The organism is Phycisphaerae bacterium (genome assembly GCA_028714855.1).
Classification (GTDB): Bacteria; Planctomycetota; Phycisphaerae; order Sedimentisphaerales; family Anaerobacaceae; genus CAIYOL01.
In genome coordinates this window covers 172,900-199,126 of record JAQTLP010000002.1, presented here as the reverse complement: position 1 = coordinate 199,126, position 26,227 = coordinate 172,900, and the positions used below count along the sequence as shown (strand labels likewise).

The window sequence follows — 26,227 nt, the reverse complement described above, 5'->3', positions numbered from 1 at the left end:
TAATGGACTATGAAGCTAAGACAGGAGCTGAGTCTGCTTGATGTTTTCTGCATAGCCTCCGGTGCGATGATTAGCTCGGGGCTATTCATTTTGCCGGGTATGGCTTACGCCAAAGCCGGGCCTTCCGTGATTGTCTGTTATTTTCTTGCGGGTCTTTTGTCGCTGCCGGGGATGCTTAGCATCGCTGAGATGACGACAGCTATGCCCAAAGCGGGCGGTGACTGTTTCACTATAATTCGCAGTCTTGGGCCTGGTGTGGGCACGGTTGCGGGACTGCTCAGCTGGTTCGCACTGGCAATGAAGAGTGCGTTTGCACTTGTGGGTATGTCGATTTTCACCGGGCTGATTGTGGATATCGATATACACCTCATTGCCTTATTCTTCTGCCTGTTGTTTCTGGGGATAAATCTTGTTGGTATCAAAGAAGCCGGCAGAACTCAGGTGGTGCTTGTCGTCGGTCTGCTTGCTTTTATGCTCCTGTACATTTTCGTCGGCCTGCCGAAAGTGAAGGTCGACAACCTCACACCCTTCGTCCCGCACGGGTTCTCGGGTATGTTTTTCACGATCGGCTTCGTGTTTGTTTCTTACACCGGACTTTTGAAAATCGCCAGTGTCGCCGAGGAGATAAAAAATCCGGCACGTGATATTCCTCTGGGCATGATAATTTCTTTGCTCGTGGTCAGCGTCTTTTACGCGTTTATGGTCTTTGTCACCGTAGGCGTTCTCGATGGCGACAAACTTAGCCACTCGCTCATGCCTGTCTCGGACGGAGCAGAGGTGTTTATGGGCCACTGGGGCAAGATTGCATTGGCAATCGCGGCCATCCTGGCCTTTCTTTCCACAGCAAACGCCGGTATTATGACGGCTGCCAGGAGTCTGGTGCCGCTCAGCAACGACGGATTGATGCCGGAAATAATCGGCAGAATCAATCCTCGCTTCAGGACGCCGCAAAACGCCTTGATTGTCACTGCCGCCTTCATAATCTTTTCGCTGTTTCTAAAACTGGAGATTCTCGTCGAAGCAGCTTCTGTTGTCCTGATCCTTACGAACATCCTTGCGTGCCTGTCCGTTATAATCCTGCGCGAAAGCCGTATTCAGAATTATCGCCCCACCTTCCGTGTCCCGTTGTATCCTTGGATGCAAATTGCGGGAATCATCGGCTTCTGCTTTATAATCCTTAAAATGGGGAAAGAAGCTCTGTTTGTCAGCCTCCTGCTCATTGTTGCTGGCACTTTCGTGTACTGGTTCTACGGACGAATCAGGACAAAAAGGGAATACGCCCTGCTTCATCTGATTGAACGAGTTACTTCCCGGGAACTTACCAGCCACTCGCTCCAAAAAGAGCTTAGAGAAATAATCAGGCATCGCGACGAAATTGTCCGGGACAGATTCGACCGCATAGCGGAGCGGTGTGTCGTTCTGGATATAGACAGGACCGTAAGCGTTGACGAGTTCTTCCGTCTTGCGTCCGGGCAGTTGTCCGGCAGGCTCGGCGTGCGGGAGACGGATATTTATCAGCGTCTTTCCGACAGGGAAAAGGAAAGCAGTACCGTTCTGAGCGATAGTCTGGCGATACCTCATATAGTAATCGAAGGCGAACACGCCTTTGATGTCCTTATCGCCCGCTGCAAAGAAGGCATCGTTTTCTCGGATACGCACAGGCGGGTGCAGGCGATTTTTGTGATTGCAGGCAGCAGGGACGAGCGGAACTTTCATCTTTATTCGCTTTCCGCCATCGCACAGATAGTGCAGGACCCTAACTTTGAAAAAAGATGGCTCACTGCGAAAGATGTCGAGGCAATTCGAGACATTGTGCTGCTGGGCCAGCGCAAACGCCAAACTGCATAATCGTTACATCGCGGTGTATTTACAGGCTGGGGATAGCTATTTGCCGATACAGAAGCGGGAGAAGATTCTGTCTAGTATCTCTTCATCTACGTGCTGCTGCTCGATGTCGGAGATGTTCTGGTAAGCGGCCCGCAGCAGCATTGCGGCAACTTCGTCGTTGCCGGCGTTCAATTCATTTATCGATTCGCCGACGTTCTCAATCGCCTCTGTTACCGCTTGTTTGTGCCGGGCGGTAAGGGCGACGCCGGATACCTTCTCGCAATTGTCGCCAAGTGCTTGCTCGATTAGTTTTTTATCGATTGTATTGCGCAGCTGTTCCATGCCGATGCCGGTTTCTGTAGAAGTCGGTAAAAATTCGGCATTGAATAGCTGGTTCAGCCCTGCGATGCGATTAGCTACCATTTCCTTTGAAAACAAATCACATTTTGTCGCCACCGGTATCAGGACTTTGGGCGATATCAGTTTGCGAATAGAAACATCCTCGGCCCAGTCCGCCTTCGATACATCGACGCAGAATACCGCCGCAGAACTATTTCGCAGCGCTTCGATGGCAGCTGCCTGCGCCAGTTCATCAAGGATGTTCCCGGCGGCGGGAACCAATCCCGCACAATCGAACATTACGCATCGGCAGTGCTTCAAGGTCAGCATGCTGGTTAAGACGTCCCTGGTGGTTTTGCGATGCGCAGATACGATGCTCCTCTCGCAGCCCGTCAGTTTATTGAGCAGACTGCTTTTTCCGGCGTTGGGTGCGCCTGCGATTCCCACAGACGGCAAATCAAGCGTCGATTCACAAGTGATGCTGCCTGCAAGCAGCTGTTCAAGCTCGCTTTTTGCGGCAGAAAGTTTCTGAATCGCTTCCTCACCGGCGTCCAATTCTATATCTTCGCCGCTGAAATCCAATCCCGCTTCGATGAATGTGAGACAATCCAACAGGGCCGAACGGATTTTTTCCGTTGTTTCAGCCAGCCTGCCGCCAAGGAGCTTCTCGGCCGCGGCCAATTGAAATCTATTGGAGCTGACGATGATTTCGTTGACAGCTTCCGCCTGGGCGAGGTCGATTTTACCATTAAGGTATGCCCTTGCTGTAAATTCGCCGGGCCCGGCCATTCGAAGACCTTTATTCAGCAGGCCCTCCACCAGGGCCCCTGTTATAGAGGAGTTTGTATAGAGGTGAATTTCGGCGACAGTCTCACCAGTATAGGAATACGGGGAGAAGAATAAATACAGCGTCGCATCAATTTCCAACTCGTCATCGATAGTTACACTGCCTGCCGTCAGGTGTTGGGCGGTGGACGAGACAGTCGGCCTGAAAATCTGATTTGTTTTTTTTATAGCGTCGGGGCCGGATATGCGAACAATCGCCCTTTCCCCCAAAGGCGAAGAGCTGATAGCTACGATAGTGTCCCCAATAGCATACATCGTCCCGAATTCTATGTTCTAAAAAACGGTTTAGGCTTTTTCTTTTTGACTTTGCCGCCGGTTTTGCTCGTTACGGCAACCAGGCCTTGTGATTCTGCCTCTTCCTTCTCGCGAATGTGTTTTTTGATAACGTACTGTTCAATGACGCCGGCGAAGGTGCTGGCCATTATGTAAAGATTCAGCCCCGAAGGCGACGAATAAAGCATCAGCGGGAAAAGCACCGGCAGCATTATCATCATCATTTTTTGCTGCTGGGCGGCCTCCGGCGTTGACGCCGTCGTTTGTGCAGGCATCAGCTTCTGCTGCAGGTAAAATGCTATACCCATCAAAATCGGCAGAAGATTGAACGAACTGATCTTCCAGCCAAGCAGCGGCACTGTTACCGTTGAAAACCTGACCAGGGCATCCGGCACCGAAAGATCGGTAATCCAGAACGGCAGGAATGCTGCTCCCCGCAGGTCTATGCTGGCGTAAATCGCACTGTATAATGCAATCCATATCGGCATCTGCACAAGCATCGGCAGCATGCCCATTATCGGCGAGGCGCCATGCTCTTTGTAAAGGGCCATCAATTGTTTGTTCTGCTCGGTCTTGTCGTTGGCATATTTTTTCTTTATCTCCTCAGATTTCGGTGCAAGTTTGCTCATCTTGCTCATCGAGACCTGGCTTTTTTTGGTAACCGGATGCATAACAAGCCGCATCAGGAACACCAATATGATAATGACAACGCCGTAATTATGGATGAAGCCGTACATCCATTTCATAATCGCCAATATTCCGAAGGCCAGAGGTTGTATAATTGCCGCAGGGCAGCAGCAGCTCATAAAATCTATCGTCTGGACAAAACCCAGGTTGCGATACATATCGTTTTTATCGAAAAAGCTTTTATCCTTCGGCCCCAGATAAAGCTGGAAACTATACGTTTTTGTGCTGTTGCTGTCGGGCGAGCCGGCGGCTGCCAGTTGGCTTGGCGCGATTTTCAACTCGACCCCAACTGTTTCATCGCCGGTATCGGGCTGGCCATCCGGATTGTAGAATCGTCCTGCTTTGTCTGTTACCCAGTCACAGAAATTCTTGTCTTTATCCGGCATAGGGACCAGTATGGCGGCAAAATATTTATTGACCGCAGCGGTCCAGAGGAAATCGGCGCCGGGCTTCATCAAGCGTCTATCCTCGGGGCTTTTTGCCTTGCGGAGCTTGTTGGCGTCGAGTCTTACGCTGATTATCCCGCCTTGCGAATTTCTGAAACCTGCCACAACTTTTTTATCGTCTCTGCTGGCGTCTTCTCTGTCGATTCCAACCGGCCCCATCAAATTAAAACGAATTTTTTGCTCTGTAGAGGAGAGGTTTTCGATTGTAAGCTCACAATCCAGAAGGTAGCTGTTCGGAACGACCTTGTAGTTCTTAATTAGTTTTATTACCGGCGAACCGCTGTCTTCGGCTTTTATGGTCGCCTCGAAGCGGGCTGTTTGTGAGCCGTCCTGCAGGCTCTCGACGTCGAAGCTCTGCCAGTGAAGTTTGTCCAATGGCAGCCGCATCTGCTGCTTAACGAACACGAACTCCTTATTCGCCATCGACAGTACTTCTCTTTCCTCGGACAGTTTTACCGGCGAAAGAATCACCAGCTTCTTACGTTCCTCAGGGTCAGGGTCGCGGTTATCGAATTCGCTGAAGATGGCCTTGCTGATGGCCGCACCCCTGCTGGTCAGGTCCAATTCGAACTTAAAGCCGCTTTTGGGGTCCGTCGAGCCGAGAGTAACATTCTTTGCCGGTGCGTTGGTTGCGCCGAGCTGTATTATCTCGGCCGCTTTCAGCACAGGCGGTTCCGCAGCGGCAGTTTCCTCCGCCGCGATTGTTACATTACCTGCAGCAAATAAAAAGTAAACAATAAATAACAAATAGCAGACTTTTCTCATCTTCCTTCCCGCAGCCGTTCGGCGTGAAACTTGTCTAATTTGTCGATTGCCATTATTTTCTTCGCGGTGGTCTCGAAATCGTATTCCAGCCGGACAAAGTTAACCTCGTTTTCCTCGACATATACGTAACTGGCGCGGTTGTCCCCGTCTCTCGGCTGGCCTACTGAGCCAATATTGATAATTGCCTTTTCCCTTTCGATAATCGGATAGACATTACCCAGCTCGTCAGGCAGGTAAAAATCCGGCTCGTCGATAAACACGCCCGGCAGATGAGTGTGCCCCACAAAGCAGACATGCTTAACGCGCTCAAAAAGGACGCGAACTTTTATTGGATTGGTATAAACATCATCCGGAAAGATGTATTCGTTAATCGGTTTTCTGGGGCTTGCGTGGACGAAGTCTATCACCGCCGGATTTGCTCCCAGTTTTGCTTTTAGTGTTCTTCGCATCGGCAGCTCGCCCAAAAAGCCCCATCGCCTGTTGCGCTTGGCAACCTCCTGCTCATCTTCCAGGCTGAAGCGCGTCCAGAAGCTTGCCTGCTCGGCGCCGTAATTGAAGTTTGTCGGCTCGTAAAAGACCGCATAATCGTGGTTGCCCAGAACGCACCATTTGGTCTTTTCGATAATCAAGTCCAGACATTCCCCGGGGTTCGGTCCGTAGCCGACCACATCGCCAAGACAATAAATCGTCTCGATACCTCGCTCTTCAATGTCAGCCAGAACCCTCGTCAGGGCTTCCAGGTTTGAATGTACATCGCTTATAACCGCAAACATACGCTTGCTCCAACTACAAAAACAAACTAAAAAGGTCTATATAGCAAAAATGTCCCGGAAACGCCAGAGTATTTATCCACTTTATCCGCCGAAGCCGGAAACTCTTATGTGGTGCGCTATTTGTTTGCTTTGACTGCCGGTGTTGTTATAATACCGCTCATGATAAACGAGGCACAAAACGTGGCAGATATCCCTAAAGATACGGTCCTTCTTGAAGCTCGTGATCTGGTCAAGGAATATTCCGGCCGGGCTGTTGTCAACAAGATATCCATTACTATTGCCCGGCGCAGTATTGTCGGTCTTCTGGGCCGCAACGGCGCCGGCAAAACCACCACCTTCAGGATGATTATGGGTATGATTATCCCGAACAACGGCGAGGTCATCTTTGAAGATATGGATATCACTGAACTGCCGATGTACAAACGTGCCAGGCTCGGCATCGGCTATCTTTCACAGGAGCCGAGCATCTTTCAGCGTCTCAGCGTCAGGGACAATCTCAATGCAATTCTGGAAACTATGTCCATAACCAGAGCCGAACGCGACCGCAGAGCCGAAATGCTCATTGAGCATTTCGCGCTGACCGAGGTCGCCGAAAGCCAGGGCAGGTTCCTGTCCGGAGGCGAGCGCAGAAAACTTGAAATCGCCCGTGCTATGGTAACAGACCCTTCACTGATTCTTTTGGATGAGCCGTTCAGCGGCGTTGACCCTATTGCCGTCGGGGAACTGCAGCACGAGCTCCGCAGGCTCGTTGCCTCCGGAGTAAGCCTGCTTATTACCGACCATAATGTCGAGAGAACTCTTGAGGTGGTCGACAGGGCATACATAGTCGACCACGGCAAGGTAATCGGCGCCGGAACTCCCGCCGAAATCGTCCGAAACGAAACAGTCAAAAAACACTACCTCGGCAATATCTTCGAAGGTGATGAGTTCGACGACAAATAAATTGTTCAGCCGCTGCGAAGACTGCTTCTGATAATGAGAAGGCAAAATGACGGCAGCACCGCGAAATAGAACTATTACACTGCTTGACAACGATAGAAAAACATACCGCGATAATTTATTGAAAATAAAAGATTCTGTCCCACTGGAACACATACTCAACAAGGTCATAAACCAGGATTTTCTTGAAGTAATAGATTTTCTGCCGTCCGGTTTTGCCGACCTCGTATTTATTGACCCGCCGTATAACCTGACGAAAACTTTCAACTCCCATACTTTTAAGCAGTTGTCGATAGAGCAGTATGCCGAGTGGATGGAATCCTGGCTGAAAAAAATCACCAGACTGCTCAAGCCCTCGGCGTCGATATATATCTGCGGAGACTGGCGGTCTTCCGCGGCAATCCAGATGCTCGGCGAGAAGTATTTTATTGTCAGAAACAGGATAACATTTGAAAGAGAAAAGGGGCGGGGTGCTAAAAAGGACTGGAAAAACAATTCCGAGGATATATGGTTCTGCACGGTTTCCGACAATTTCACCTTTAACGCGGGCGCTGTAAAATTAAAAAGAAAAGTAATCGCTCCCTATCGGGAAAACGGCCTGCCGAAAGACTGGGCGGAAGAAAAAGACGGCAAATACAGACTGACATCCCCCTCGAATATCTGGACAGACATCACAATTCCTTTCTGGTCGATGCCGGAAAATACGCCGCACCCGACGCAGAAGCCGGAAAAGCTCCTTGCGAAAATTATCCTTGCAAGTTCTAATGAGGGCGATATTATCTTCGACCCGTTCGCCGGTACTGGAACCGCTGGCGTAGTAGCGAAGAAACTAAAACGGAATTTCGTTATGGTAGAGATAGACGAGGAATATTGTCTTTACGCTCGGAAAAGACTGCATGCGGCAGAGAAAAACCCGGCTATTCAAGGGTACAGCGATGGGGTCTTTTGGGAAAGAAACGCTCTAAAACATTCAAGAACCTGTGAGATATAAAAATGGTTGATATTGAGAAATGTAAGATAACACATTATCCGGCGCAAGTTTTGGCAGGGCAGGCAAAGCCGGTCGAGAAAATCGACGACAATATCCGGCAGCTCGTCAAAAAGATGACAGATATTATGCTCGAAAATAAAGGCATCGGCCTGGCGGCCCCGCAGGCCGGCGTCCCGCTGCGGCTGTTTATCATATCGCTCGGCGGAACAAGAGAAAATGTCAGGGTCTACATAAACCCAACCATTACCCCGAGCGGAGATTTCGACACGATAGAGGAAGGCTGCCTTTCTGTGCCGGGCGTTCATACCAGGATTCGAAGATACAAAAAATGCGCCGTTACCGCCACAGACCTCAACGGCAAGGAATTCACCGAAGAGGCGGAGGGCCTTTACGCGAGGGCTTTGCAGCACGAGTTCGACCACATCGAGGGAACGACCATAGTCAATCGAATGGGCCAAGTGGCTAAAATAGCACATAGAAGACAACTTAAAAAACTCGAAGAACAAAAATGAAGATAGTGTATTTAGGTGGTGGAGAGTTCGGCATCCAGTGCTTGAATGCTTTAGCGCAGTCAAGCTACAGTCTGGATTTTATTGTAACGCAGCCGCCTCGACAGGCCGGAAGAGGCAGGAAGCCAACGCCGACGCCGGTCGCCGATTGGGCAAAAGCTCATTCAGTCCCTTTTATAGAAGCGGAGAATGTAAACACCCCAGAAATACTCCAAAAAACAGCAGGGTTCAAGCCGGATTTGATTGTAGTTGCCGCGTTCGGTCAGAAAATCGGCAATGAGTTGATAAAACTGCCCCCCAAAGGCACCATAAATGTCCACGCATCTCTACTTCCGAAATACCGAGGCGCCGCGCCGATAAACTGGGTGATAATCAGGGGCGAAACAGAAACAGGCATCTGCATAATCACCGTCGCCGAAAAGATGGATGCGGGAGAAATCCTCGGCCGGGCCGCGACAGAGATAAAACCTGACGAAACAGCGGGCGAGCTTCACGACCGGCTGGCGGAATTAGCTGCGCCGTTATTGCTGGAAACGCTCGACAAAATAGCGAATAGCACCGCGGTTTATGAAAAGCAGGACCATTCAAAAGCAACTTTGGCGCCAAAATTAAAAAAATCGGACGGCTTTCTGGATTTTGCCGAACCTGCCGATGTTCTTCAAAGAAAAATCCGCGGCCTTTGCCCCTGGCCCGGTGCGTCAGCGGTTTATGTCTCCCAAAAAACCGGCAAATCCCTGCGGGTATCTTTCGTAGGGGCGCAAGTAGTCAAAACCACCGGCCCTGTTCGCCTGCCACCGGGAACGCTCGACGAAAATCTAAACGTTATCTGCGGCGAAGACGCATTGAAGATTATAAAAATCAAGCCGGACGGCTCCGCCATTATGGATTTCAAGGATTTTGTTAACGGCCGGCAAACGCGTCCAGGCGACAAATTTATTAAACACAATAGCTGTTAAAGCCCCCAAACACTGTTAATCTTTACGTTCCTCTGGTAAAGTAGAAAAATTCGATAATAATAAGAACAAACCAGCCGAGCTGCAGAATAAAGAACAGGACAATCTGCACCCATTCGGCGCGATGCTTGGCTGAGACCGTGAAGTTCTCAACGACCAGCGAATAAGTGTCCTCCAGCGATTCGATTTTGCCGCGAATGGTTTTTCTCCACTCGTCGATTTTGAATTTTGCCGCGACCAGTTCGTAAAACCGGGCTGAGTACCAGTCACCGATGAGTTTTATATCACGTTCCAGCCGCTGTAGTTCTGAAATAGAAATCATTCGTATCTCTATGGTCTCTTTTAGTTTTTGCGACAAGTCTTTGCTGCGGAGAGACGTTTTGCCGGCAGGGATATTGTGCACCAGCTCAGCCATTCTGGATAGTCTGCCGTCAAGCTGATGGTCGAGAATCCGGCATCGCAGAAGCTGCAGGTTCGCAAGCGTCAGCAGTTCCAGATATTCCTCGATATCGCCGCTGGGGTCAAAAAGAAATGCGCCGTCCCAGTCGATTATCGATAAGTCATTATCGCTGTATTTTATCCTGCTGGCCAGGGTATATTGCACTTCCTGCGGGTCAAGCGGCACTTGCTCTTCCGATTTCAAAAGCGAGGCGATGATGTCGCTATGCCGCATAAATTGATCGGGGTCTCCCTGGTAATTGGAGACTGCAAAAACCGAGTATGACTCGCTGAACAGGCTGTCACCGCCGTACTCTTTCAGAATGCGGTATGAATGCTCGTAAGATTGCCTTTCGAGGGCGAAGACGGCCTTATGGAATATATCTTCTACTTCTATCGTCGTCTGGATTAAAAGCACGTCGGGCTGGTAACCTCGCAGATGGAATGTAACGTTTTTCCCGCCGATGGTAAAATTTTCCTGCCCAACGATTACCTGTTTGGGTACGGCAGTCTTGTAATACACGGGGGAGCTCTTAATAACAGCCGGATTAAACGCTTCTCCGGACAGTTCCCGTGAAACTCTTCCCAATACTAACGTAATAAGTTGTTGCTTAATTTCCGCCATAGATGGAATTATAACAGACCTGTCGAAAAAAGGGAATTGGGAATTAAGAAACGGTACTAATTTGTAAGTTCTGTTATGATATACTATCGAAATAAGGATTAATAAAATGGCAGGCCGAAAAATAAAGACCGCTCGGAATATAGCAGTTACCGTCTTGAATCAGTTTGATTCGACCGGCAATTACGTCGGGCCCATGCTGGACAAATTATTAGCCCGGGTTGAGCAAAAACAGCAGGCAACCGACATCTGTTTAGGCTGTATGAGAAACCGCAGTGCAATCGATGCGGCAATTGCAAAATTGGCGGATTGTCCCGTCGAGCGGATACCGTCTGGTGTATTGAATATTATTCGGGTCGGCGCTTTCGAGCTTATTTATTCACCGGCGACCGCGGAGTACGCAATCGTCAGCGAAGCGGTCGAAAATGCCAAGGCCGTTGCGGGCAAAAAGCAGACCGCTTTTGTTAATGCCGTCCTGCGCCAAATCGCAAGGCATATACGAAATCGCCAAATCTCACTTTCCGAAACCAATGCGCAAAGGGCCTTGCCGCAAACGATGTCAATCGGCTGTGAATTTGACGCTGATATCTTGCCAAACCCGAAAGATTCACCGGCAGATTTCCTCAGCGCCGCTTTCTCGCTGCCGAAATGGCTGATAAGCGACTGGCTCGACGAATACGGCGAAGAACTTGCTCGGCAAATCTGCTTTGCGAGCAATAGAAGACCAGGTATTTACATCAGGCCTAATGCCCTGAAAACAACAATCCAGACGTTGGCTGATTCCCTTCGCGAGGAGGGTATCGACCTTGAAATAGTGTGTGATGAAGAAATGATAAGAGTCAAAAGCCCGCGGGCGATAACGGAACTGCCCGGCTTTGCGGAGGGCTTATTTAGCGTTCAGGACATCTCCGCCGCCCGGCCGCTGCGGCTTCTTCAGCCGAAACAGCAATGGACAATCCTCGACCTTTGCGCAGCCCCGGGTACGAAGACGACGCAATTGGCCGAGCTGACCGCTGATAAAGCAAAGATTGTCGCGACCGACATTGATGGCGAGCGGCTGAAAAAAGTCAGAGAGAATACCACCCGCCTCGGAATAAAAAGTGTAACTGTTGTTGAATATGAAAAGCTTTTCGAGAATTCTAAACCCTCTCAGTTTGATGCGGTCCTGCTGGATGTGCCGTGCTCGAATACCGGCGTATTGGCAAAACGCATTGAGGCACGCTATAGAATAAAGCCGAAGGCAATAAAAGAGCTTGCTAAAATACAAGACGGGCTGCTGAAAACCGCAGCATCTATGATAAAGCCGAAGGGAAAAATCTGCTACAGCACCTGCAGCATCCAAAAGTGCGAAAACAGCGAGCTTGTAAGAGATTTCCTGCAGAAAAACCCAGGCTTTGAGCTTGAAACTGAGCGGCTGACACTGCCGTCAGCTCAGGCTTTTGACAACGATGGCGGATACGCGGCAATCATCACAGGAAAATAAGACAATCCACTGCAAACCCAATCCACAGCTTTTCCACAAAATCAACTTACGATGTGCAAAACCTGTTAAAAAACAAATTTTTTTCGTGCGCAACATCAATGCAGGTAACGACCTCTATCAGGTGGAAAAGAAATTCCTAAAAAGGGGATTGATTTGTTTTGCCACCGGCCAATAATAACTGCTGTTGGATGTTTGGTTACAGCTTCCAAAGAGCAAGACGCTCTTAATGAGGAGAGTATTATGCAAAGCACAATCATGGATGAGACCGGTGCCGTTAGTGAGGCCCTTGCCGAGAAGGTAGGGCCGCAGAAGTTTAGCATCTGGTTTAAGAATTCGACAAAATTAACCCTGACCGACAGGTATTTAAAAATAGGCGTCCCGAACCTTTTCATAGCAAGCTGGATTGAAAATCATTTTTCAAACGAAATCAGCCAGGCCGTTCGGGCGGTTACCGGGTCCGAACGCGAGATTTCCTTTACCATCGACCCGGAGCTTTCCGGCCACCAGAGACGAACGCAGCTCGATTCGCAGGCGCAACTGGTAGGGAAAACTCAGAATCGAACCCGCAGCAAGAGGACGGGAAGACAATCGTTTTCAGGGTCCCGGCTGAAATTAACACTGGATACTTTTGTTGTCGGCTCGTCGAACGAGCTGGCTTACAACGCCGTAAAGGCGGTCATAAGAGAACAGCAAAGTCCTTTTAATCCGCTGTTTATTCACGGAGGATACGGGGTCGGCAAAACTCACCTGCTGCAAGGGATTTGCAATGCGGTGGGCATAGAACGCCCCCAAACTAATTGGCTGTATCTATCAGCGGAAGACTTTGCCAATCAGTTTGTGCTGGCCTTGAAGACAAAAAGACTGGAAGCTTTTAGGAGCCGAATGCGACAAACGGATTTGTTGGCTATCGACGACATTCACTTCTTGGCCAGCAAGCCTTCAACGCAGGAAGAATTCCTGCATACCTTTAATACAATCGATTTGGCGGGAAAACAGGTCATCCTCGCTTCTGACGCGCATCCCAAAATGATAGGCCAGCTCTCCGAAAAACTTATCAGCCGTTTCGTCTCAGGGATGGTTGTAAAAGTTGAAACGCCGGATTTCCAGACGCGATGTCAAATCTGCAAACAATATACCGTAACTATGCGAAAACATGTCCCTGAGAGCGTAATAGAATATGTCGCCGAAAATCTCAGGACCAACGTCAGGGAGCTCGAAGGTGCTCTGCTTAAATTAATCGCGTATAGTGAGCTGCAAAATCAAAAAGTCAATCTGTATATGGCCAAGGAGGTCCTCGCCGAGCACCTCGAAAGATGCGACCCGATTGTCCACATATCGGATATCGAATCGGCTGTTGCGACTTTTTTCGGGATTACCCCGGCCAATATACACTCCTCTAAGAAAGACAGAACCATAGCGCTTGCTCGGCATTTCAGTATGTATTTGGCCAGAAAGCATACCAGGATGTCGTCCTCGGAAATTGGCCGATGTATGGGCAATAAAAATCACGCTACTGTGCTTTTGGCCTGCAAAAACATCGAGGAGCAAATCCGGCGAAATGCGGAATTGCATTGGAATAGCCCCGCCGGGAACAAAGTCTCAAAAGCCAGAACAGTACTCGCTCGCCTCGAAGAGAGCATCTCAGGCTGACAAAACGCAGATTTATCTGGTCAAAAAACCATAAAAAGAAGCGGCAGCGTCAATACCCCCCGGCGCTGCCGTTTCAGCACGAAAGAAGGAAGGAAAACTCATCATTTCATCTACTATTATTTACGCCAGTGCCGCAGGATGGTTTCATAAATTTCCGGAAAATTACCAGGCTCTTTAATTGAAGGTTAATAGTTCTGCGGCGAAAAGGCCATAAAAGCCAAACGGCAGCACCGATTCCCTCGGTGCTGCCGCCGTCTTGTTTTTAGGAGGAGAAAAAATGATTTCTTTTATTTATTATTACTTACGCAGCCCTCACGAAATGGTTCGGTAAATTTCTGGAAAATAGCGGAAAATTTTCAATTAAAGCCCTTTATGCCCCTTAAAAGGCGGTTTTCTGTTCACGTGGCCCTGTTTAGATGTTCCGAAGCATACAAACGAAATAAGAATTAAAAAGGCGCCCGCCGAAAAAAGGGTTATTCGCCGGGATGGTTCGCTGCATCGGATAATCCATTGAGGTATTTCTGCTCCGCCTTGCTGCTTCGAATCTTCCGCCAAAACCTTGCGGGCGGCGTCCATCTGCTCGGCTGTTACTTTGGGATAAACGGTGTTTGCGTCGTTAGATTCTATCCCGAGGGTCGCGGGGGCGATACGATTGACAAGGCCGGGGTTTTCTTCTAACTGCTTCAGCAGCGCATCGTAGTCGGCATTGAGTGCTTTTAGTTTGTTTAAGGTCTCCTCCGCCGACCTTAAAAGCTGCTGGTTTCGATAGTACCGAAGCAAATCGTCATAGAGACTGGACGCCGTCAGCGCCGCTGTGCCTATACCGAAAAAAACGACAAACAAAAACGTCCGCAGGATATTTTGCATCTGCATAGCACCAACCGCATAAGAGATAAATTTACTTGTATACTTATGCCCTTGGTTATTCGAACATAAAGTTGGCGTATCGCGCCGCAGGACCGAGGTCTTCGGCAATCCTAAGAAGCTGATTATACTTGCAGATTCTGTCCGTCCTGCACGCTGAGCCGGTCTTGATTTGCCCGACGCCCGCGGCAACAGCCAAATCCGCAATTGTGGTGTCTTCTGTTTCGCCGCTGCGGTGACTTATAACCGCCGTCCAGCCGGCCCTTTTCGCCATATTGATTGCCTCGAATGTCTCCGTCAGCGTCCCTATCTGGTTGAGCTTTATCAATATCGAATTGGCGCTGCCGAGTTTTATCCCTTTGGCCAGACGCTCGGTATTGGTTACGAACAAATCGTCGCCGACAAGCTGACATTTGTCACCGAGCGTTTCTGTAAGATTTTTCCATCCTGACCAGTCGTCCTCAGCGAGTCCGTCTTCGAGGCTTACGATTGGGTATTTGCTTACCCATTTGGCCCAGTGCTTAACCAGCTCATCGGATGAGATTTTTTTGTTCGGCGCTGATTTGAAAAATTTATACTTCTTTGCCCCCTCGTCCCATAGTTCGTTTGCTGCAGGGTCGAGTGCGATAGCGATTTGCTTGCCTGCCTTATAGCCCGCCTTCTTTATAGCGTCTAAAATCACCTCAATCGCCTCATCGTTGCTTTTCAGCGACGGCGCAAACCCGCCTTCGTCGCCGACAGAGGTGTTATATCCTTTTTCCTTTAATACTTTTTTAAGTGTATGAAATACTTCTGCGCCCATTCGCAGCGCCTCAGGGAAATTCTCCGCTCCCACAGGCATAACCATAAATTCCTGGAAATCGACGTTGTTGTCTGCGTGCTTTCCGCCGTTGAGAATGTTCATCATAGGCACAGGGAGGATATTGGCATTGCATCCGCCCAGATACCTGTAGAACGGCAGCCCCGCCGAATTAGCTGCTGCTTTTGCCGCTGCCAGCGATACGCCGAGTATCGCGTTTGCGCCGAATTTGCCTTTATTTTTTGTGCCGTCCATTTTAATCATCAGCTTGTCTATCTCTTCCTGGGCAAGTGCGTTCATCCCGCAAACTTCCGGCGCAATCTTTTCATTGACGTTCTTCACCGCACCGAGAGTGCCTTTTCCCATATATCGTTTTGATTTGTCGTCGCGAAGCTCGACCGCCTCATGAGCGCCTGTGCTCGCCCCTGATGGCACCGCCGCCCGTCCGAAAGAGCCGTCTTCTAATAATACATCAACTTCAACTGTTGGGTTGCCTCGGCTGTCGAGTATTTCCCTTGCCCTTACGTCAATAATCGTTGTAAGCATCTCACGTCCTTTCACTGTTCCCGTTAGATTTTCTCTGTTTGGCTCTCGCCACTTCTGACGGAGCTTACTCATTTTTACCCCTCACGTCAATATGCTGTTGCTTGTTTTTAGTAGTTCCAATGTATTGCCTTATTTAGCCGGCATTGCCGTATCGTCCCAAAAAATCTCGCTTTACAGGTACAAAAAAACCCTTTCATCAACCTGCTTTAGCTGGTCAGCTTTTTGCATTGACAGCCCCTTTGCGGACTGGTATAATGGTTATAGCTTCGGAGGCAAAAGACATTTGCCTGGGTGATGTTAAGGGGGTTCCCTCTTAGGGGGAACTCTGGGAATAATCTCGGCTGGCCAGAGCAGGCCGCGGTTGTTTAATTTCAAAAGGATGGGACAATGAAGAAATCTTTTGTTTGGACGATTTTAGGTGTCGCAGGGGGCGCCAAACGCGCATCTTTTTTACTGGCGTGTCTTCTGTGTGCTGCTGTTTTTGTGCTCACAGGCTGTTTTGAGCAGCCGGGCGAAACTGCAGCTAAGGGTCACAGAAGGCATCTGCGCAATCTTGGTATTAATGAACAGAATATGATGTCCGACATAGACCGTGTTTTGCTCATGGATAAGCCAAGCACGCTCTCCGACAAGAGGATACCCCCGATTGTCGGCGATTAATAGTTGCACTGAAATGTGTCTCGGCAAAGCGTGCCGTAGCCGGAAGGAAACCTAAACGCCTTTTACTGCGTTCGGGAAACTGCAAAGGGATTTGATTTGTGAGAACGCTCATCGATTATTTCGTCCGCGTGGGGAATTATGATTGGTGGGTAATTGTTATTGAGTTGTTTCTTATCGGCTTGGTGGTTTATTGGGCCGTCAACTTTCTCGAAGGAACCCGTGGAGAAAAATTGTTCCACGGCGTAATACTTATTCTCATCGCAGGTTTTCTCATCTTAAAGCTGGTCGTTGGGCGGTTTGCCTTCGAACGTCTCCAGTATCTCTACAGCGGCTTTTTAATTGCCGTCCTGATTATTGCCGTTGCTGCCTTTCAGCCCGAAATCAGGGGTGCTCTCATACGAATAGGACGCACCGGTTTCTTGACGCACTCGTCACGCCTCCTGTCAAGAACCGCAGAGGAGATAATTACCGCCGTAACCGGCCTTGCAGCTACCAAAACCGGCGCAATTATTGTTATTGAGAGGAAGGTCGCCCTGGGAGAATTTATAGAAACAGGCATCGAAATCGATGCAAGGGTTTCCTCCGAACTGCTAAAAACCATTTTTTACCCCGGTACCCCGCTCCACGATATGGCCGTTATAATTAGAGGCGACAGGGCTGTGTCCGCTGGAGTGCAGCTGCCGTTGGCTGAAGCAGGCAGCATGAATGGAGTTGAGCTTGGCTCCAGGCACCGTGCCGCCATTGGCATAACAACAGGCTCCGATGCTATCTGCATCGTGATAAGCGAGGAAACCGGAACTATCTCCATTGCACGGAACAGATTGCTCTCCAGGGAAATCAGCGAAGCTGAATTGAGAAAGCTCTTAATCAGCACGATGGTCGAGATGGCCCCGGTTGTCGATAGGTTCTGGAGATTGCCCAGGAGAAACAATAACCGAAAACAAGAAAATGTTGTATAGCACCTGTTCTTAAGGACACTAAATGCTTTTTATTGCCTTTGGCAGCTCGTCAAAATGGTAAAAAAAATCAACTACGGCAAAATACTGGTCGTTATTTTTATAACAATTTTGATTTGGGTCTGGGCGGACTTGGCCCTGGATGAAGTATTCTCTGTCCCCAGCGTTGTTATAACCGCCAAGTCTACCAACCCTGGCCTCTGGGTAAGTTTCGGCGACAAACCGTCTGTCTCTATCGACAAGATGGTTCTTAAAGGTCCGGCATCGAAGGTTGCGGAGGTCAGAAGAAAACTAAAAGATGGCTTGCTTGTTCTTGAATTCCTTTTGGACCCGGCGCAGACCGAAACAATCGCAGGACCAGGCGAACACACCCTGCCGTTACTGACTTTCCTGCGGCAAAGCGAGCAGATAAAAAAACTTGGCCTTACAGTCGAATCCTGCGAGCCGCAGTCCCTCTCGGTAAGAGTTGTTGAGCTTGATAAAAAGCTGCTGACTGTAAAGTGCATCGATGAAACGCAGAACACCATAAAAGCTGCAATCATTGACCCGAAACAGGTTGATGCGTTTGTCCCGAAAGGCTGGAGCGGCGAGAAGCTCGTCGCAACCGTTCAGTTGACTCGAAGGGAACTCGACCAGACTAAGTTGTCGGCTGTTGAAAAAGCCCCTTTCTTCGAGCTGGCTCCGGGGCAAATCAGATGGCTGCAAAAAACCGTGAAAATCACAATGCCGCCAGAGGAAGACCTCCTCACCGACTATACTATAACCACTGCGAGGCTGCGCTTTTCCATAAGCCCAAACATCCAGGGCAAATACAGGGTTATCGTGGACAATCTCGATGAGGTGATACGTACTATTACCATCAGGGCCGCCCCAGATGCGAAACGGGCATACGAAAAAATGCCTTATCAGGTCACCTTGCAAATTGACGATGAGGACGCTGCTTCCGCCGAGCCCTTGAGAAGAAATCTTATTTATAACTTCCCCGATGAATATCTTCGCAGAGACGAGATTCGCCTTAATCAGCAGCCGGTTACGGCCAGATTTAAACTGATACCTATTACCGCCTCCGAAACTCCGCCGGGCGCAGGTAATATAAACGAGGCGCCTTAAGTAAAAATTACTTTCTTTATAGTTCTGCAGGCCTCGATAATCAAAACTATCGCCAGCAGCAGCAGCACAGCTGCAATAATCCCGACCGCTGAAAATCTGTATCTTAGCAGCAGCAACACCAAAGCCCAAACTGTTACTATATTCATAAAAAACATTGGGCCGAGGACAAAACCGGTTTTCCTGCCGGTTTTCTTCAGCCAGACCGCCACGACCAGCAGCACCAGCCCAGCCAGCAGCTGGTTAGTTGCGCCGAAGACAGGCCAAATCGCCTTCCACGCCGGTATGGGGTTGCCCTGGGCATCTTTAAGCGTAATAAGGACAAATGTGGTCGGCAAAACAAGCGTGGCGATGGTGGACAGGTATCGCCACTTGGCATTCTTCAGCTGAAAGAGTTCCTCAAGGGCATACCTGCCTAAGCGGGTGGCGGTGTCAAGGGTTGTTAAGATGAACGTCGACAAAGCCAGCAGGCCGAAGGAAAAGCCGAGCTTGTGCGGAATGCCGAATACCGACAGAAATCTGCCTATCCCTTCGCCGTAAATGGCCAGAGGTGCCTTGTTGGCCAGGGAGTCGTTTCTTGCCAGTATTGCCACCGTAGCCAGCGCGATAATTGCGACGAGACCTTCGATTAACATCGCGCCGTAGCCGATGAGTTTTGTATCGGATTCCTTATTTAATTGTTTGGAACTTGTGCCGGAGGCGACCAGAGAATGAAAACCAGAGCATGCGCCGCAGGCGACATTTATGAACAGCATCGGAAACAACAGGCCGAGCGACGGACTGTTCCAGCCCTTGAACGCGGGGTAGTTGGCATGCAGCCCGCCGAACAGTATTCCTATGAACCCTCCCAAAACCGAGCCGTAGAGCAGAAACGAGGACAGATAGTCCCTCGGCTGCAGAAGAAACCAGACGGGCAATGTCGAGGCGAGAAAACAATATACTATCAGCAGCAGCACCCAGACCTTTTTAGGGTCCAGACCGGCGACTTGGCTGAAAACCTCCGGTTGTATAGGTATTTGTTGGCCGAGCCATACGGAGAAAAACACTAATGGCACGAAAATTAACGAAGCAGGCAGAATACCAATCTTAAATCGATACACGCTTGTGCCGAAACCGATTGCCAGCGTAATAAACAGCAGCGACGACGTGGCGACTCCGCCGTTTTCAGTGAAAGTGGCCGCGGTAAGGTCCGCAAAGACCGTCAGTACGTAAACAAGTGCCAGCCAGATGAACATCAGAAACAGCTTCCACGCCAGGGGGGACATGTATTCCTTTGCAATCTCGGCGATGGACCTCGCCTTGTGACGAACCGACGCTATCAAAGCTGAAAAATCGTGGACCCCCCCGATGAAGATGGAGCCCAGCAGAACCCACAACAGCACCGGCAGCCAGCCGAACGCCAGAGCGGCGACGATGGGCCCCACGATAGGTGCCGCCCCGGCTATCGATGAAAAGTGATGGCCCAGCAGCACCGCCTTATGTGCGGGTACACGGTCTATACCGTCGTAATCCGTGTGACTTGGCGTCGGCCTGTTGTCGTCTAATTCGTATCGCTTTACCAGAAACCTTCCATAAATCACATACGCCAGAAAAAACAGAATCGTCGCCCCAAGAAGAAGTAACACTAACATATGACACTCCCGAACATTTCTAAAATCGCGGATAAAAGCTCTTCCGCTCTCGAAATTATTATATCATGTTACCGCCTATGTTTCTTTTTCCCTTCTGCGCGCACGTGCCAATAGTTTTATCGGCACCTCGCTTGTCGGCAGCAGTTCCCTCAGTCTGCCGATAATAAATCTGCGATGATTTTCGTCGAAAAGTTCCGTTTTATTCACGAACATCAGTATCGTAACAGGATTGACCGCCACCTGCGTGGCATAGAAAATGTTCGGCCGGCCGCCTCCGCCGTGCTTGCCGCCGCTCATACTTTCTGCCTTTATCGCCTCGAACGCCTTGTTCAATCTGCCGGTAGTTATCCACGTTGTTGTCTGGCTGAAAATCTCCGTCGCCAAATCCAGAACGCTCTGAACGTTCTTCGCCTCCGTTGCCGTCGTAAAAGCTATCGGTGCATACTTTAAACCCGGCAGCAGCTTCGTCAGATAATCCTCGTAGCTGCCGGTGACAGTCGTTTTAGTTGCAAGGTCCCATTTATTAATCACTATTATGCAGCTTTTGTATTCGTCTGCGATAAATCTGGCGATTCTTTTATCGACATCCGAAACATCCGCCGTCGCATCAATCAAAAACAGCACCACATCGGCCCGCTGAATCGAACGCGTCGCGCGAACAAAACTGTAAAATTCAATGTCAGCCATCCTGCTTTTCTTTCTTATCCCGGCCGTGTCGATAACAACGATGGTCTTGCCGTCCTTTTCGAACCGCACGTCAATCGCGTCCCTCGTCGTCCCAGGCGTCTTGCTGACTATAACACGCTCAGAACCCACCATAGCATTCACCATAGTGCTCTTGCCGACGTTCTGCTTGCCGACTATCGCTATCTTCATCACCGGTGCCGCGGGCCGCTTGGTTTCGAGGTGCTCGATTTTTTCAAAAATCCTCTCCAGCAGCACCTGCTTGTTCAGATTGTTCGTCGCAGAAACGCATATAAATTCGCCGAAGCCTAATCTCGAAAACTCTCCCGCCGTCGGAAACATCTTGGCGTCGTCCGCCTTGTTGGCGACCCCGATTACAGCCAGCCCCTCTCTCCGCAAAAGTTGCGATATTCTTTCATCCAGCGGCACAATTCCCTCGCGAATATCGACCGTAAACAGCACGATGTCGGCCGATTCAATCGCCGTAACGATTTGCTGCTCGATATGCTCGCTTAGCTGCTGCGCATCGACTATTCCGTATCCGCCGGTGTCTATCAGCTCGAAATACTTCTCTCCCTTTTTGACAATAGCGCTTACGCGGTCTCTCGTTACGCCCGCCGTCGGCTCGACGATACTTATCATCTCGCCCGCGAGCGCATTGAACAAACTGCTTTTGCCGACATTGGGCCGGCCTATTATTGCTACCACAGGAAGAGCCATAATCAATTACCTATCACCAGTTACCATTTACCGGCCGGAATTATACCAGAATTGCTGCCCAATTTGAAGTGCAGATATATTCGCTTGTTTAGCTATTCTTCAAAAATGTCTCTCACAACGAATTTCGCGTAATTACCCTCGAAGGTTCTGACTACATAGGTATGACCTACTTTACAAGGCCTCCTATCCATCCAATAGCCGGTTTCGGAGGCCTCTGTAACAGAGTTGAAGTCCGCGATCCCTGCATCGTAATATCCGTTTTGTTGTTCTTTTTGTTGTGCGTTGCCGTAGCAAATATTGAATCTCAGCCCGTCAGGGGCCTGCCACATATCTATGTCCCGCGTAGATTCCTGCTCGTAGCCTTCCACTCTGCCGTCCGAGAAATCGATGCCGTCGCTGCCGTTGACCCATTCAATTGTTCCGGTTTGAAGGTCTCCGCCGGCAAAATTCCTGCTGCCGTCCGCCTGGTAAACGTAATCAATTACAATTTTCAGATTCGGATAGAGCGCTATGTCTTTTATCGTGGTTTTGCCCTTGGCTGGTGTGATATTGGCGCTGGCTCCTGCATGCTCTGGTGTTGTCATGATGTAAAGATGATATTCAGTAGCAGACAGATTCTCGAACAAATACCGCCCGTTCGGCTCTGTAATTACCGTCATCTGTGGATGTTCTTCGGTATAAGCGTGTGGAAATACCAAATAGATGTTTACCCCGCCGGCCGGTTCGTTATCATCGTATGTCACTGTCCCTGTAATTGTCGCCAAATCCTCGGCGGGAGTTTTCTTCATTTCAAATTCCGCGTATGTTACTTTTCCTTTCGAAGCGACGAAGGTCGTGTCAATCGGGTCGTATCCGAAAGCGCGCAGGATAAGTTTTGTCGGCCTGTCATCGTCCGGCATTGGTTCTAAAGCGCGCTTCATGATAAACCATCCGCTGTCGTATATCTCAAGAGGGGCATCGACCCACTGATAGAAATTTACTGCGAGCTCCTTTCCGCTGCCGAAATACGCTCCGTCACTCGCTGTTACATTTCCGGCTACGAATATCTCTCCTTTTGAGGCCAGCTCATCCGTTCTCTGGTCGAGAATTTGTTGAAGCGCAGGCGGAAAGTCGTTGTAATCTATCGCCAGCACTGGCAGGCTTAGAAATGCGACAATGCAGAATATTACCGTTTTCATTTTTCCTCCTTTGTCTCTCGCAATAAGATTAATCCCGCATAAACCGGCAATATTATACACCTTCCCCGCCAAATATCAAGAACAAACCCCGCAACGGAGCCGCAAGCGTAAGTGCACGGAAAGTATTTAGCCCCGCAATTTATTGCGAGGGTTTTCCCTTTAACGCCTGTCGTTTAGGCGTTTGTATATAGCCCACGGCTCCGCCGTGGGTTGCCCGCGTGAGGAATGCCTTATCTTTATTGCCTCTTGCAAATTATTCGGCAGGGTTTAAACTAATGGCTATGGGAAAGAAAAAGAAATCCAAAACCATGGCAACCGGCAAGACCATAATCGCCCTTACCGTCAAAGATATCCTCGATGAACAAATCGCCTACAAACTGGTGTAAGGAAACCAGCAACATCGTGGCTGTTGAAAAAATATTTTTGATTTTTGCTCTGTATTTTTTCCCTAACTAACAGTGTTAATTCGTGTCCATTCGTGGTTAATTTTCCTTTCGCGCAGCGTCTTGTTTCGATAAACCGGCCTTGCCAGATTCAACTGGCTAACTACTATTCACTAACGACTAATTTACTCCGCCTCCGGCGGCGTTAACTTAGGCAGCTTTTAAACTTTTCTGTCTTCTGATTTCTTTTTTACTCATTCACTCATCGCCCCATCCACTCATCTGCATTTTCTCTCACTTTCGCGCGCATTTTTAGCTAATTTTAGCAATTTCTACCACTTTACACCCACCTAAAAATGCAAACTTGCGCGTTTGGTGCTAGCCCAAATTACCCACACTGCATATTTTAACATCACCATTTTTCCACAATTTTCGACAAACTTCCGATATATACTGAATGGAAACAACTACATTTAATCCGCCGCAGACAAAGCAATGCCCATTCTGCGCCGAGACCATCCAGGCCGCCGCAATCAAGTGCCGCTTCTGCAACGAATTCCTTAACTCCAATAGAGCCAAGGCGTTACGAGCCGACCCAAACTCGGGTTCCGAATCCGATACCGACAAAAAACCCGCCGACGGCATCCTCTTCGTCGGCAGACCATCCCTCTTATTGATGGTCGGCTCGGCAATTAGAGCTCTTCTCTTTCTCGCCGTCGCTGCCTTTCTGATACTTTATCCCATCGAAAATCTTCCATTTCTTCAACAGTCGCAACCACTTGCCCCGACAGAAGTTACGCCGCCTGTTGCTGATGAGTTAACCCCCGCTCCTGACTCCGAAATCACCGAACCCGCCGTCAAGTCGCCCCCCAGATTTGCGCTTAACGACCAGCAGCTTTTAATGCTCCACCGCTATCGTATCCTTGCCGGCCTCGGCCTCGCGGCTCTCGTTATGCTCGTGCTGTTTACAAAAATAGCCAGGTTGAAAGCCACCCGCTACGAGGTCTCCACCGACCGAATTGAGTGGAGCAGGGGGCTTCTCAACCGAAAAATGGACAACATCGATATGTTCCGCATCATCGACCTGAAACTTCGCAGAAGCCTGCTCGACTGCATCATCGGCATAGGCACGGTTACGGTAATGACGACCGACAAATCCGACCCCGAATTTACTTTTGAAAAGGTGCGAAGGCCCCGCAAACTTTACGATGCCATCAAAAAAGCCAGCCTCGACGCCGACCGCCGAAGCAGCGTCGTCCACCTCGAATAGCTTCGTTATCGCGGGGGCTACGGCTTATTCTGTTCATATTGAAATACCTCTTCTAACGGCACGTTGAAGGCCTTAGCTATTCTAAACGCCAGTATCAGCGATGGTGAATATTTGTCTGCTTCAATAGCAAGAATGGTCTGACGAGTTACACCCACTTTGTCAGCCAACTGCTGTTGCGTCATTTCGCCGTTTTCAAATCGTAATTTCCGAATCTGGTTCGAAATTTCACTCTTTGCCATCTTTACCTCCCCAGCCGTACTGAACCAGAATCGCTATAGATTCCACAGCTATCCAAACGCATCCCCCTATACATATTGTTAAAAGCAGAACAAGAGGATAGGGCAGCATGCCCATGGGCCCGACCGCGAAGAAACAAATCATTACTTCTACGGTTATCGCTATAGTCGTAGCCAAAAAGAATGCCCACAGCCCCACATACTGAGATTTTTTGTGAATTTGCCTGTCACGCTCATCGAAATCAACTTGGTTTTCTTTTTTTCGAAAAAGGAGTTTCGATATTGCTACGAAAACCAATGATGGAATAATTACCAAAGACAAGGGGGTGGGAGGTGTTGCAACCTGCCGAAATGACATCACTACCACTAATACGAGGCAAGCCGCGAGACATATGGTCATTACAATCAGATTGAACCATGCGATTTTCTGCCATCTATTCATGATTTTTCTCCTTTATTTCCCCGGCCGTACTGAATCAAAATCGCTACCGAGTGCACAAAGAACGATGTGAGACCTGCCGCCCCAAAAATCATCGGCAACCAGCCGACCCGCATTGTTGTGTCGGGCCCTAATATGAAGAACGGCAGCATGCACGCAAGACCTGTGACTAAGTATGCCGCCCCGAAGCCCGCTACAGCCGCCCGGCTGTTGATTAGCTTGTCGCGCTCATCACAGGTGACTTTGCCTTTGTCTTTTCCGAAAATCAGAGGTCCTAAACCGCCAAGCCCGGCAATGCCAAGGAATCCAAGCCCTGCCAGTGACTTCGGCATACCAACTTTGAAATACATAAACGCTAAAGCAATCACAGCAGAAACGACCCCCACTGATATCCAAACCACTATCCACCACGCCACTTTTTGTATTCTATTCATATCCGATTCTCCTGACTTATGTAATATATATCGAACATGATGTAATATATACATTACTCAATGTCAAGTAAATTTTACATATTTTTGCAAAATTTTTTGCTGTAAACTGCCTAAAATTGGCTTTGTTTGGGTTTGTTTTAAGTAGTTCATAGTTCGTGGTTCGTAGTTGTTAGTAATTGTCAAATAAGGATTTAAGCTTGTTTTTGGCATTTCGGAAATTGGGTTTGTTTTGCATAATTTGTTCATTTTGATTGATTTTTTCCTTATAAACAGACAATCTCCACGTCTGTCTAAGACAGGCAGAGAAAAAAAGAAAAATAAATTGTAGGTATTAATTAGTTATTGGTAACCGCTCATTAGTAATTCCTTTCAAGAGAGATAGCCTCTCTACTATTGGACGGACATGCGCGATTGATGCGAAAATTTTAATCGTCGCTTGTGGCTCGGCCCTCGTAACTCGATGTTAGAAAAGGAGTAAAAATTTCTTCAGCTTTTCCGATTTTACTCTCCAGCTACCAACGGTTTTGATTGATTTTTGGGGCCGCAGAGTTCACAGGGGGAATACCTAAGATACTTAGCTATTCTTTTTACAAATTCTGGATTTGAGAAGTGGGGGATTCGAGAGACGGGGGTTTTCTGAATTGGGTTCCCCGTAATTGGCCGAGGTAGTATCTCTCGGGTATCTGTGCTGCGCTTCGAAGTATAATGGACCCCAGATAAAACCATTCTGGGGTCTTCGTTATACTACGAGGTGCGGTTTTGGCTAAGTCGTTGCAATT

The 26,227-nt window shown here is 49.0% G+C and carries 23 protein-coding genes; 11 read left to right on the top strand and 12 right to left on the bottom strand.

Going from position 1 to position 26,227, the window contains the following annotated elements; translation table 11 throughout:
- Positions 1-9: 9 nt before the first annotated feature.
- Complete coding sequence (locus tag PHG53_02630) at positions 10-1,848, top strand: amino acid permease (GenBank protein MDD5380522.1); 1,839 nt, start codon at positions 10-12, stop codon at positions 1,846-1,848.
- A gap of 36 nt (positions 1,849-1,884) precedes the next feature.
- Here PHG53_02630 and PHG53_02625 read toward each other — a convergent pair whose 3' ends face one another.
- Genes PHG53_02625 through PHG53_02615 form a run of 3 tightly spaced genes read right to left on the bottom strand, consistent with a single transcriptional unit; the run spans position 1,885 to position 5,956 of the window.
- On the bottom strand, positions 1,885-3,267 hold the full coding sequence (locus PHG53_02625) for a GTP-binding protein (protein ID MDD5380521.1): 1,383 nt from the start codon (positions 3,265-3,267) through the stop codon (positions 1,885-1,887).
- Between the two features lie 11 nt (positions 3,268-3,278).
- The gene (locus tag PHG53_02620) at positions 3,279-5,183 is read right to left on the bottom strand and encodes a YidC/Oxa1 family insertase periplasmic-domain containing protein (protein ID MDD5380520.1); all 1,905 of its coding nucleotides are present in this window, start codon (positions 5,181-5,183) and stop codon (positions 3,279-3,281) included.
- Entirely contained in the window at positions 5,180-5,956 is a 777-nt protein-coding gene (locus PHG53_02615; protein ID MDD5380519.1) for a metallophosphoesterase family protein, read from the bottom strand. The genes PHG53_02620 and PHG53_02615 overlap by 4 nt, the downstream gene beginning before the upstream one ends.
- A 159-nt stretch (positions 5,957-6,115) precedes the next feature.
- Between PHG53_02615 and lptB the strand changes: the two genes are divergently transcribed.
- From lptB to fmt, 4 genes are read left to right on the top strand one after another with little or no spacing between them, the layout of a single operon-like run.
- The gene (gene lptB, locus PHG53_02610) at positions 6,116-6,898 is read left to right on the top strand and encodes an LPS export ABC transporter ATP-binding protein (protein ID MDD5380518.1); all 783 of its coding nucleotides are present in this window, start codon (positions 6,116-6,118) and stop codon (positions 6,896-6,898) included.
- 46 nt (positions 6,899-6,944) lie between these two features.
- Complete coding sequence (locus PHG53_02605) at positions 6,945-7,886, top strand: site-specific DNA-methyltransferase (protein ID MDD5380517.1); 942 nt, start codon at positions 6,945-6,947, stop codon at positions 7,884-7,886.
- A 2-nt stretch (positions 7,887-7,888) separates the two neighbouring features.
- Positions 7,889-8,398 (top strand): peptide deformylase, encoded by a 510-nt coding sequence (gene def, locus PHG53_02600; protein ID MDD5380516.1) that lies wholly within the window; start codon positions 7,889-7,891, stop codon positions 8,396-8,398.
- A complete protein-coding gene (gene fmt, locus PHG53_02595) occupies positions 8,395-9,351 on the top strand; it encodes a methionyl-tRNA formyltransferase (GenBank protein MDD5380515.1) in 957 nt (318 codons plus the stop codon). Before def ends, fmt begins: the two co-directional genes overlap by 4 nt.
- Positions 9,352-9,373: 22 nt before the next feature.
- Here fmt and PHG53_02590 read toward each other — a convergent pair whose 3' ends face one another.
- Entirely contained in the window at positions 9,374-10,411 is a 1,038-nt protein-coding gene (locus PHG53_02590) for a hypothetical protein (protein ID MDD5380514.1), read from the bottom strand.
- Positions 10,412-10,517: 106 nt separating this feature from the next.
- Between PHG53_02590 and PHG53_02585 the strand changes: the two genes are divergently transcribed.
- Complete coding sequence (locus tag PHG53_02585; GenBank protein MDD5380513.1) at positions 10,518-11,891, top strand: transcription antitermination factor NusB; 1,374 nt, start codon at positions 10,518-10,520, stop codon at positions 11,889-11,891.
- Between the two features lie 240 nt (positions 11,892-12,131).
- A complete protein-coding gene (gene dnaA / locus PHG53_02580) occupies positions 12,132-13,541 on the top strand; it encodes a chromosomal replication initiator protein DnaA (GenBank protein ID MDD5380512.1) in 1,410 nt (469 codons plus the stop codon).
- 360 nt (positions 13,542-13,901) lie between these two features.
- Here the strand turns inward: dnaA and PHG53_02575 are convergent, their stop codons facing one another.
- Positions 13,902-14,414, bottom strand: a complete 513-nt coding sequence (locus PHG53_02575) for a hypothetical protein (protein ID MDD5380511.1) — start codon at positions 14,412-14,414, stop codon at positions 13,902-13,904.
- Positions 14,415-14,463: 49 nt separating this feature from the next.
- Positions 14,464-15,750, bottom strand: a complete 1,287-nt coding sequence (gene eno / locus PHG53_02570) for a phosphopyruvate hydratase (protein MDD5380510.1) — start codon at positions 15,748-15,750, stop codon at positions 14,464-14,466.
- Between the two features lie 387 nt (positions 15,751-16,137).
- Between eno and PHG53_02565 the strand changes: the two genes are divergently transcribed.
- From PHG53_02565 to PHG53_02555, 3 genes are all read left to right on the top strand, one after another.
- Positions 16,138-16,410, top strand: a complete 273-nt coding sequence (locus PHG53_02565) for a hypothetical protein (protein ID MDD5380509.1) — start codon at positions 16,138-16,140, stop codon at positions 16,408-16,410.
- A gap of 98 nt (positions 16,411-16,508) precedes the next feature.
- Entirely contained in the window at positions 16,509-17,369 is an 861-nt protein-coding gene (gene cdaA / locus PHG53_02560; GenBank protein ID MDD5380508.1) for a diadenylate cyclase CdaA, read from the top strand.
- Positions 17,370-17,423: 54 nt separating this feature from the next.
- A complete protein-coding gene (locus PHG53_02555) occupies positions 17,424-18,476 on the top strand; it encodes a hypothetical protein (protein MDD5380507.1) in 1,053 nt (350 codons plus the stop codon).
- On the opposite strand, the gene PHG53_02550 is transcribed toward PHG53_02555, so the two are convergent.
- The 3 genes from PHG53_02550 to PHG53_02540 all read right to left on the bottom strand — a co-directional run bounded on the left by PHG53_02550 (position 18,473) and on the right by PHG53_02540 (position 22,686).
- Entirely contained in the window at positions 18,473-20,104 is a 1,632-nt protein-coding gene (locus tag PHG53_02550; GenBank protein ID MDD5380506.1) for a carbon starvation CstA family protein, read from the bottom strand. The genes PHG53_02555 and PHG53_02550 overlap by 4 nt on opposite strands.
- A gap of 75 nt (positions 20,105-20,179) precedes the next feature.
- The gene (der, locus tag PHG53_02545) at positions 20,180-21,508 is read right to left on the bottom strand and encodes a ribosome biogenesis GTPase Der (GenBank protein MDD5380505.1); all 1,329 of its coding nucleotides are present in this window, start codon (positions 21,506-21,508) and stop codon (positions 20,180-20,182) included.
- A gap of 92 nt (positions 21,509-21,600) precedes the next feature.
- Positions 21,601-22,686, bottom strand: a complete 1,086-nt coding sequence (locus PHG53_02540; GenBank protein MDD5380504.1) for a carboxypeptidase-like regulatory domain-containing protein — start codon at positions 22,684-22,686, stop codon at positions 21,601-21,603.
- Positions 22,687-23,526: 840 nt separating this feature from the next.
- Between PHG53_02540 and PHG53_02535 the strand changes: the two genes are divergently transcribed.
- The gene (locus PHG53_02535; GenBank protein MDD5380503.1) at positions 23,527-24,339 is read left to right on the top strand and encodes a PH domain-containing protein; all 813 of its coding nucleotides are present in this window, start codon (positions 23,527-23,529) and stop codon (positions 24,337-24,339) included.
- Positions 24,340-24,356: 17 nt separating this feature from the next.
- On the opposite strand, the gene PHG53_02530 is transcribed toward PHG53_02535, so the two are convergent.
- From PHG53_02530 to PHG53_02520, 3 genes are read right to left on the bottom strand one after another with little or no spacing between them, the layout of a single operon-like run.
- Entirely contained in the window at positions 24,357-24,578 is a 222-nt protein-coding gene (locus PHG53_02530; protein ID MDD5380502.1) for a helix-turn-helix transcriptional regulator, read from the bottom strand.
- The gene (locus PHG53_02525; GenBank protein MDD5380501.1) at positions 24,565-25,017 is read right to left on the bottom strand and encodes a hypothetical protein; all 453 of its coding nucleotides are present in this window, start codon (positions 25,015-25,017) and stop codon (positions 24,565-24,567) included. The genes PHG53_02530 and PHG53_02525 overlap by 14 nt, the downstream gene beginning before the upstream one ends.
- Positions 25,014-25,448: a hypothetical protein gene (locus PHG53_02520; protein ID MDD5380500.1), complete on the bottom strand. Its 435-nt coding sequence runs from the start codon at positions 25,446-25,448 to the stop codon at positions 25,014-25,016. Before PHG53_02520 ends, PHG53_02525 begins: the two co-directional genes overlap by 4 nt.
- Between the last annotated feature and the right edge of the window lie 779 nt (positions 25,449-26,227).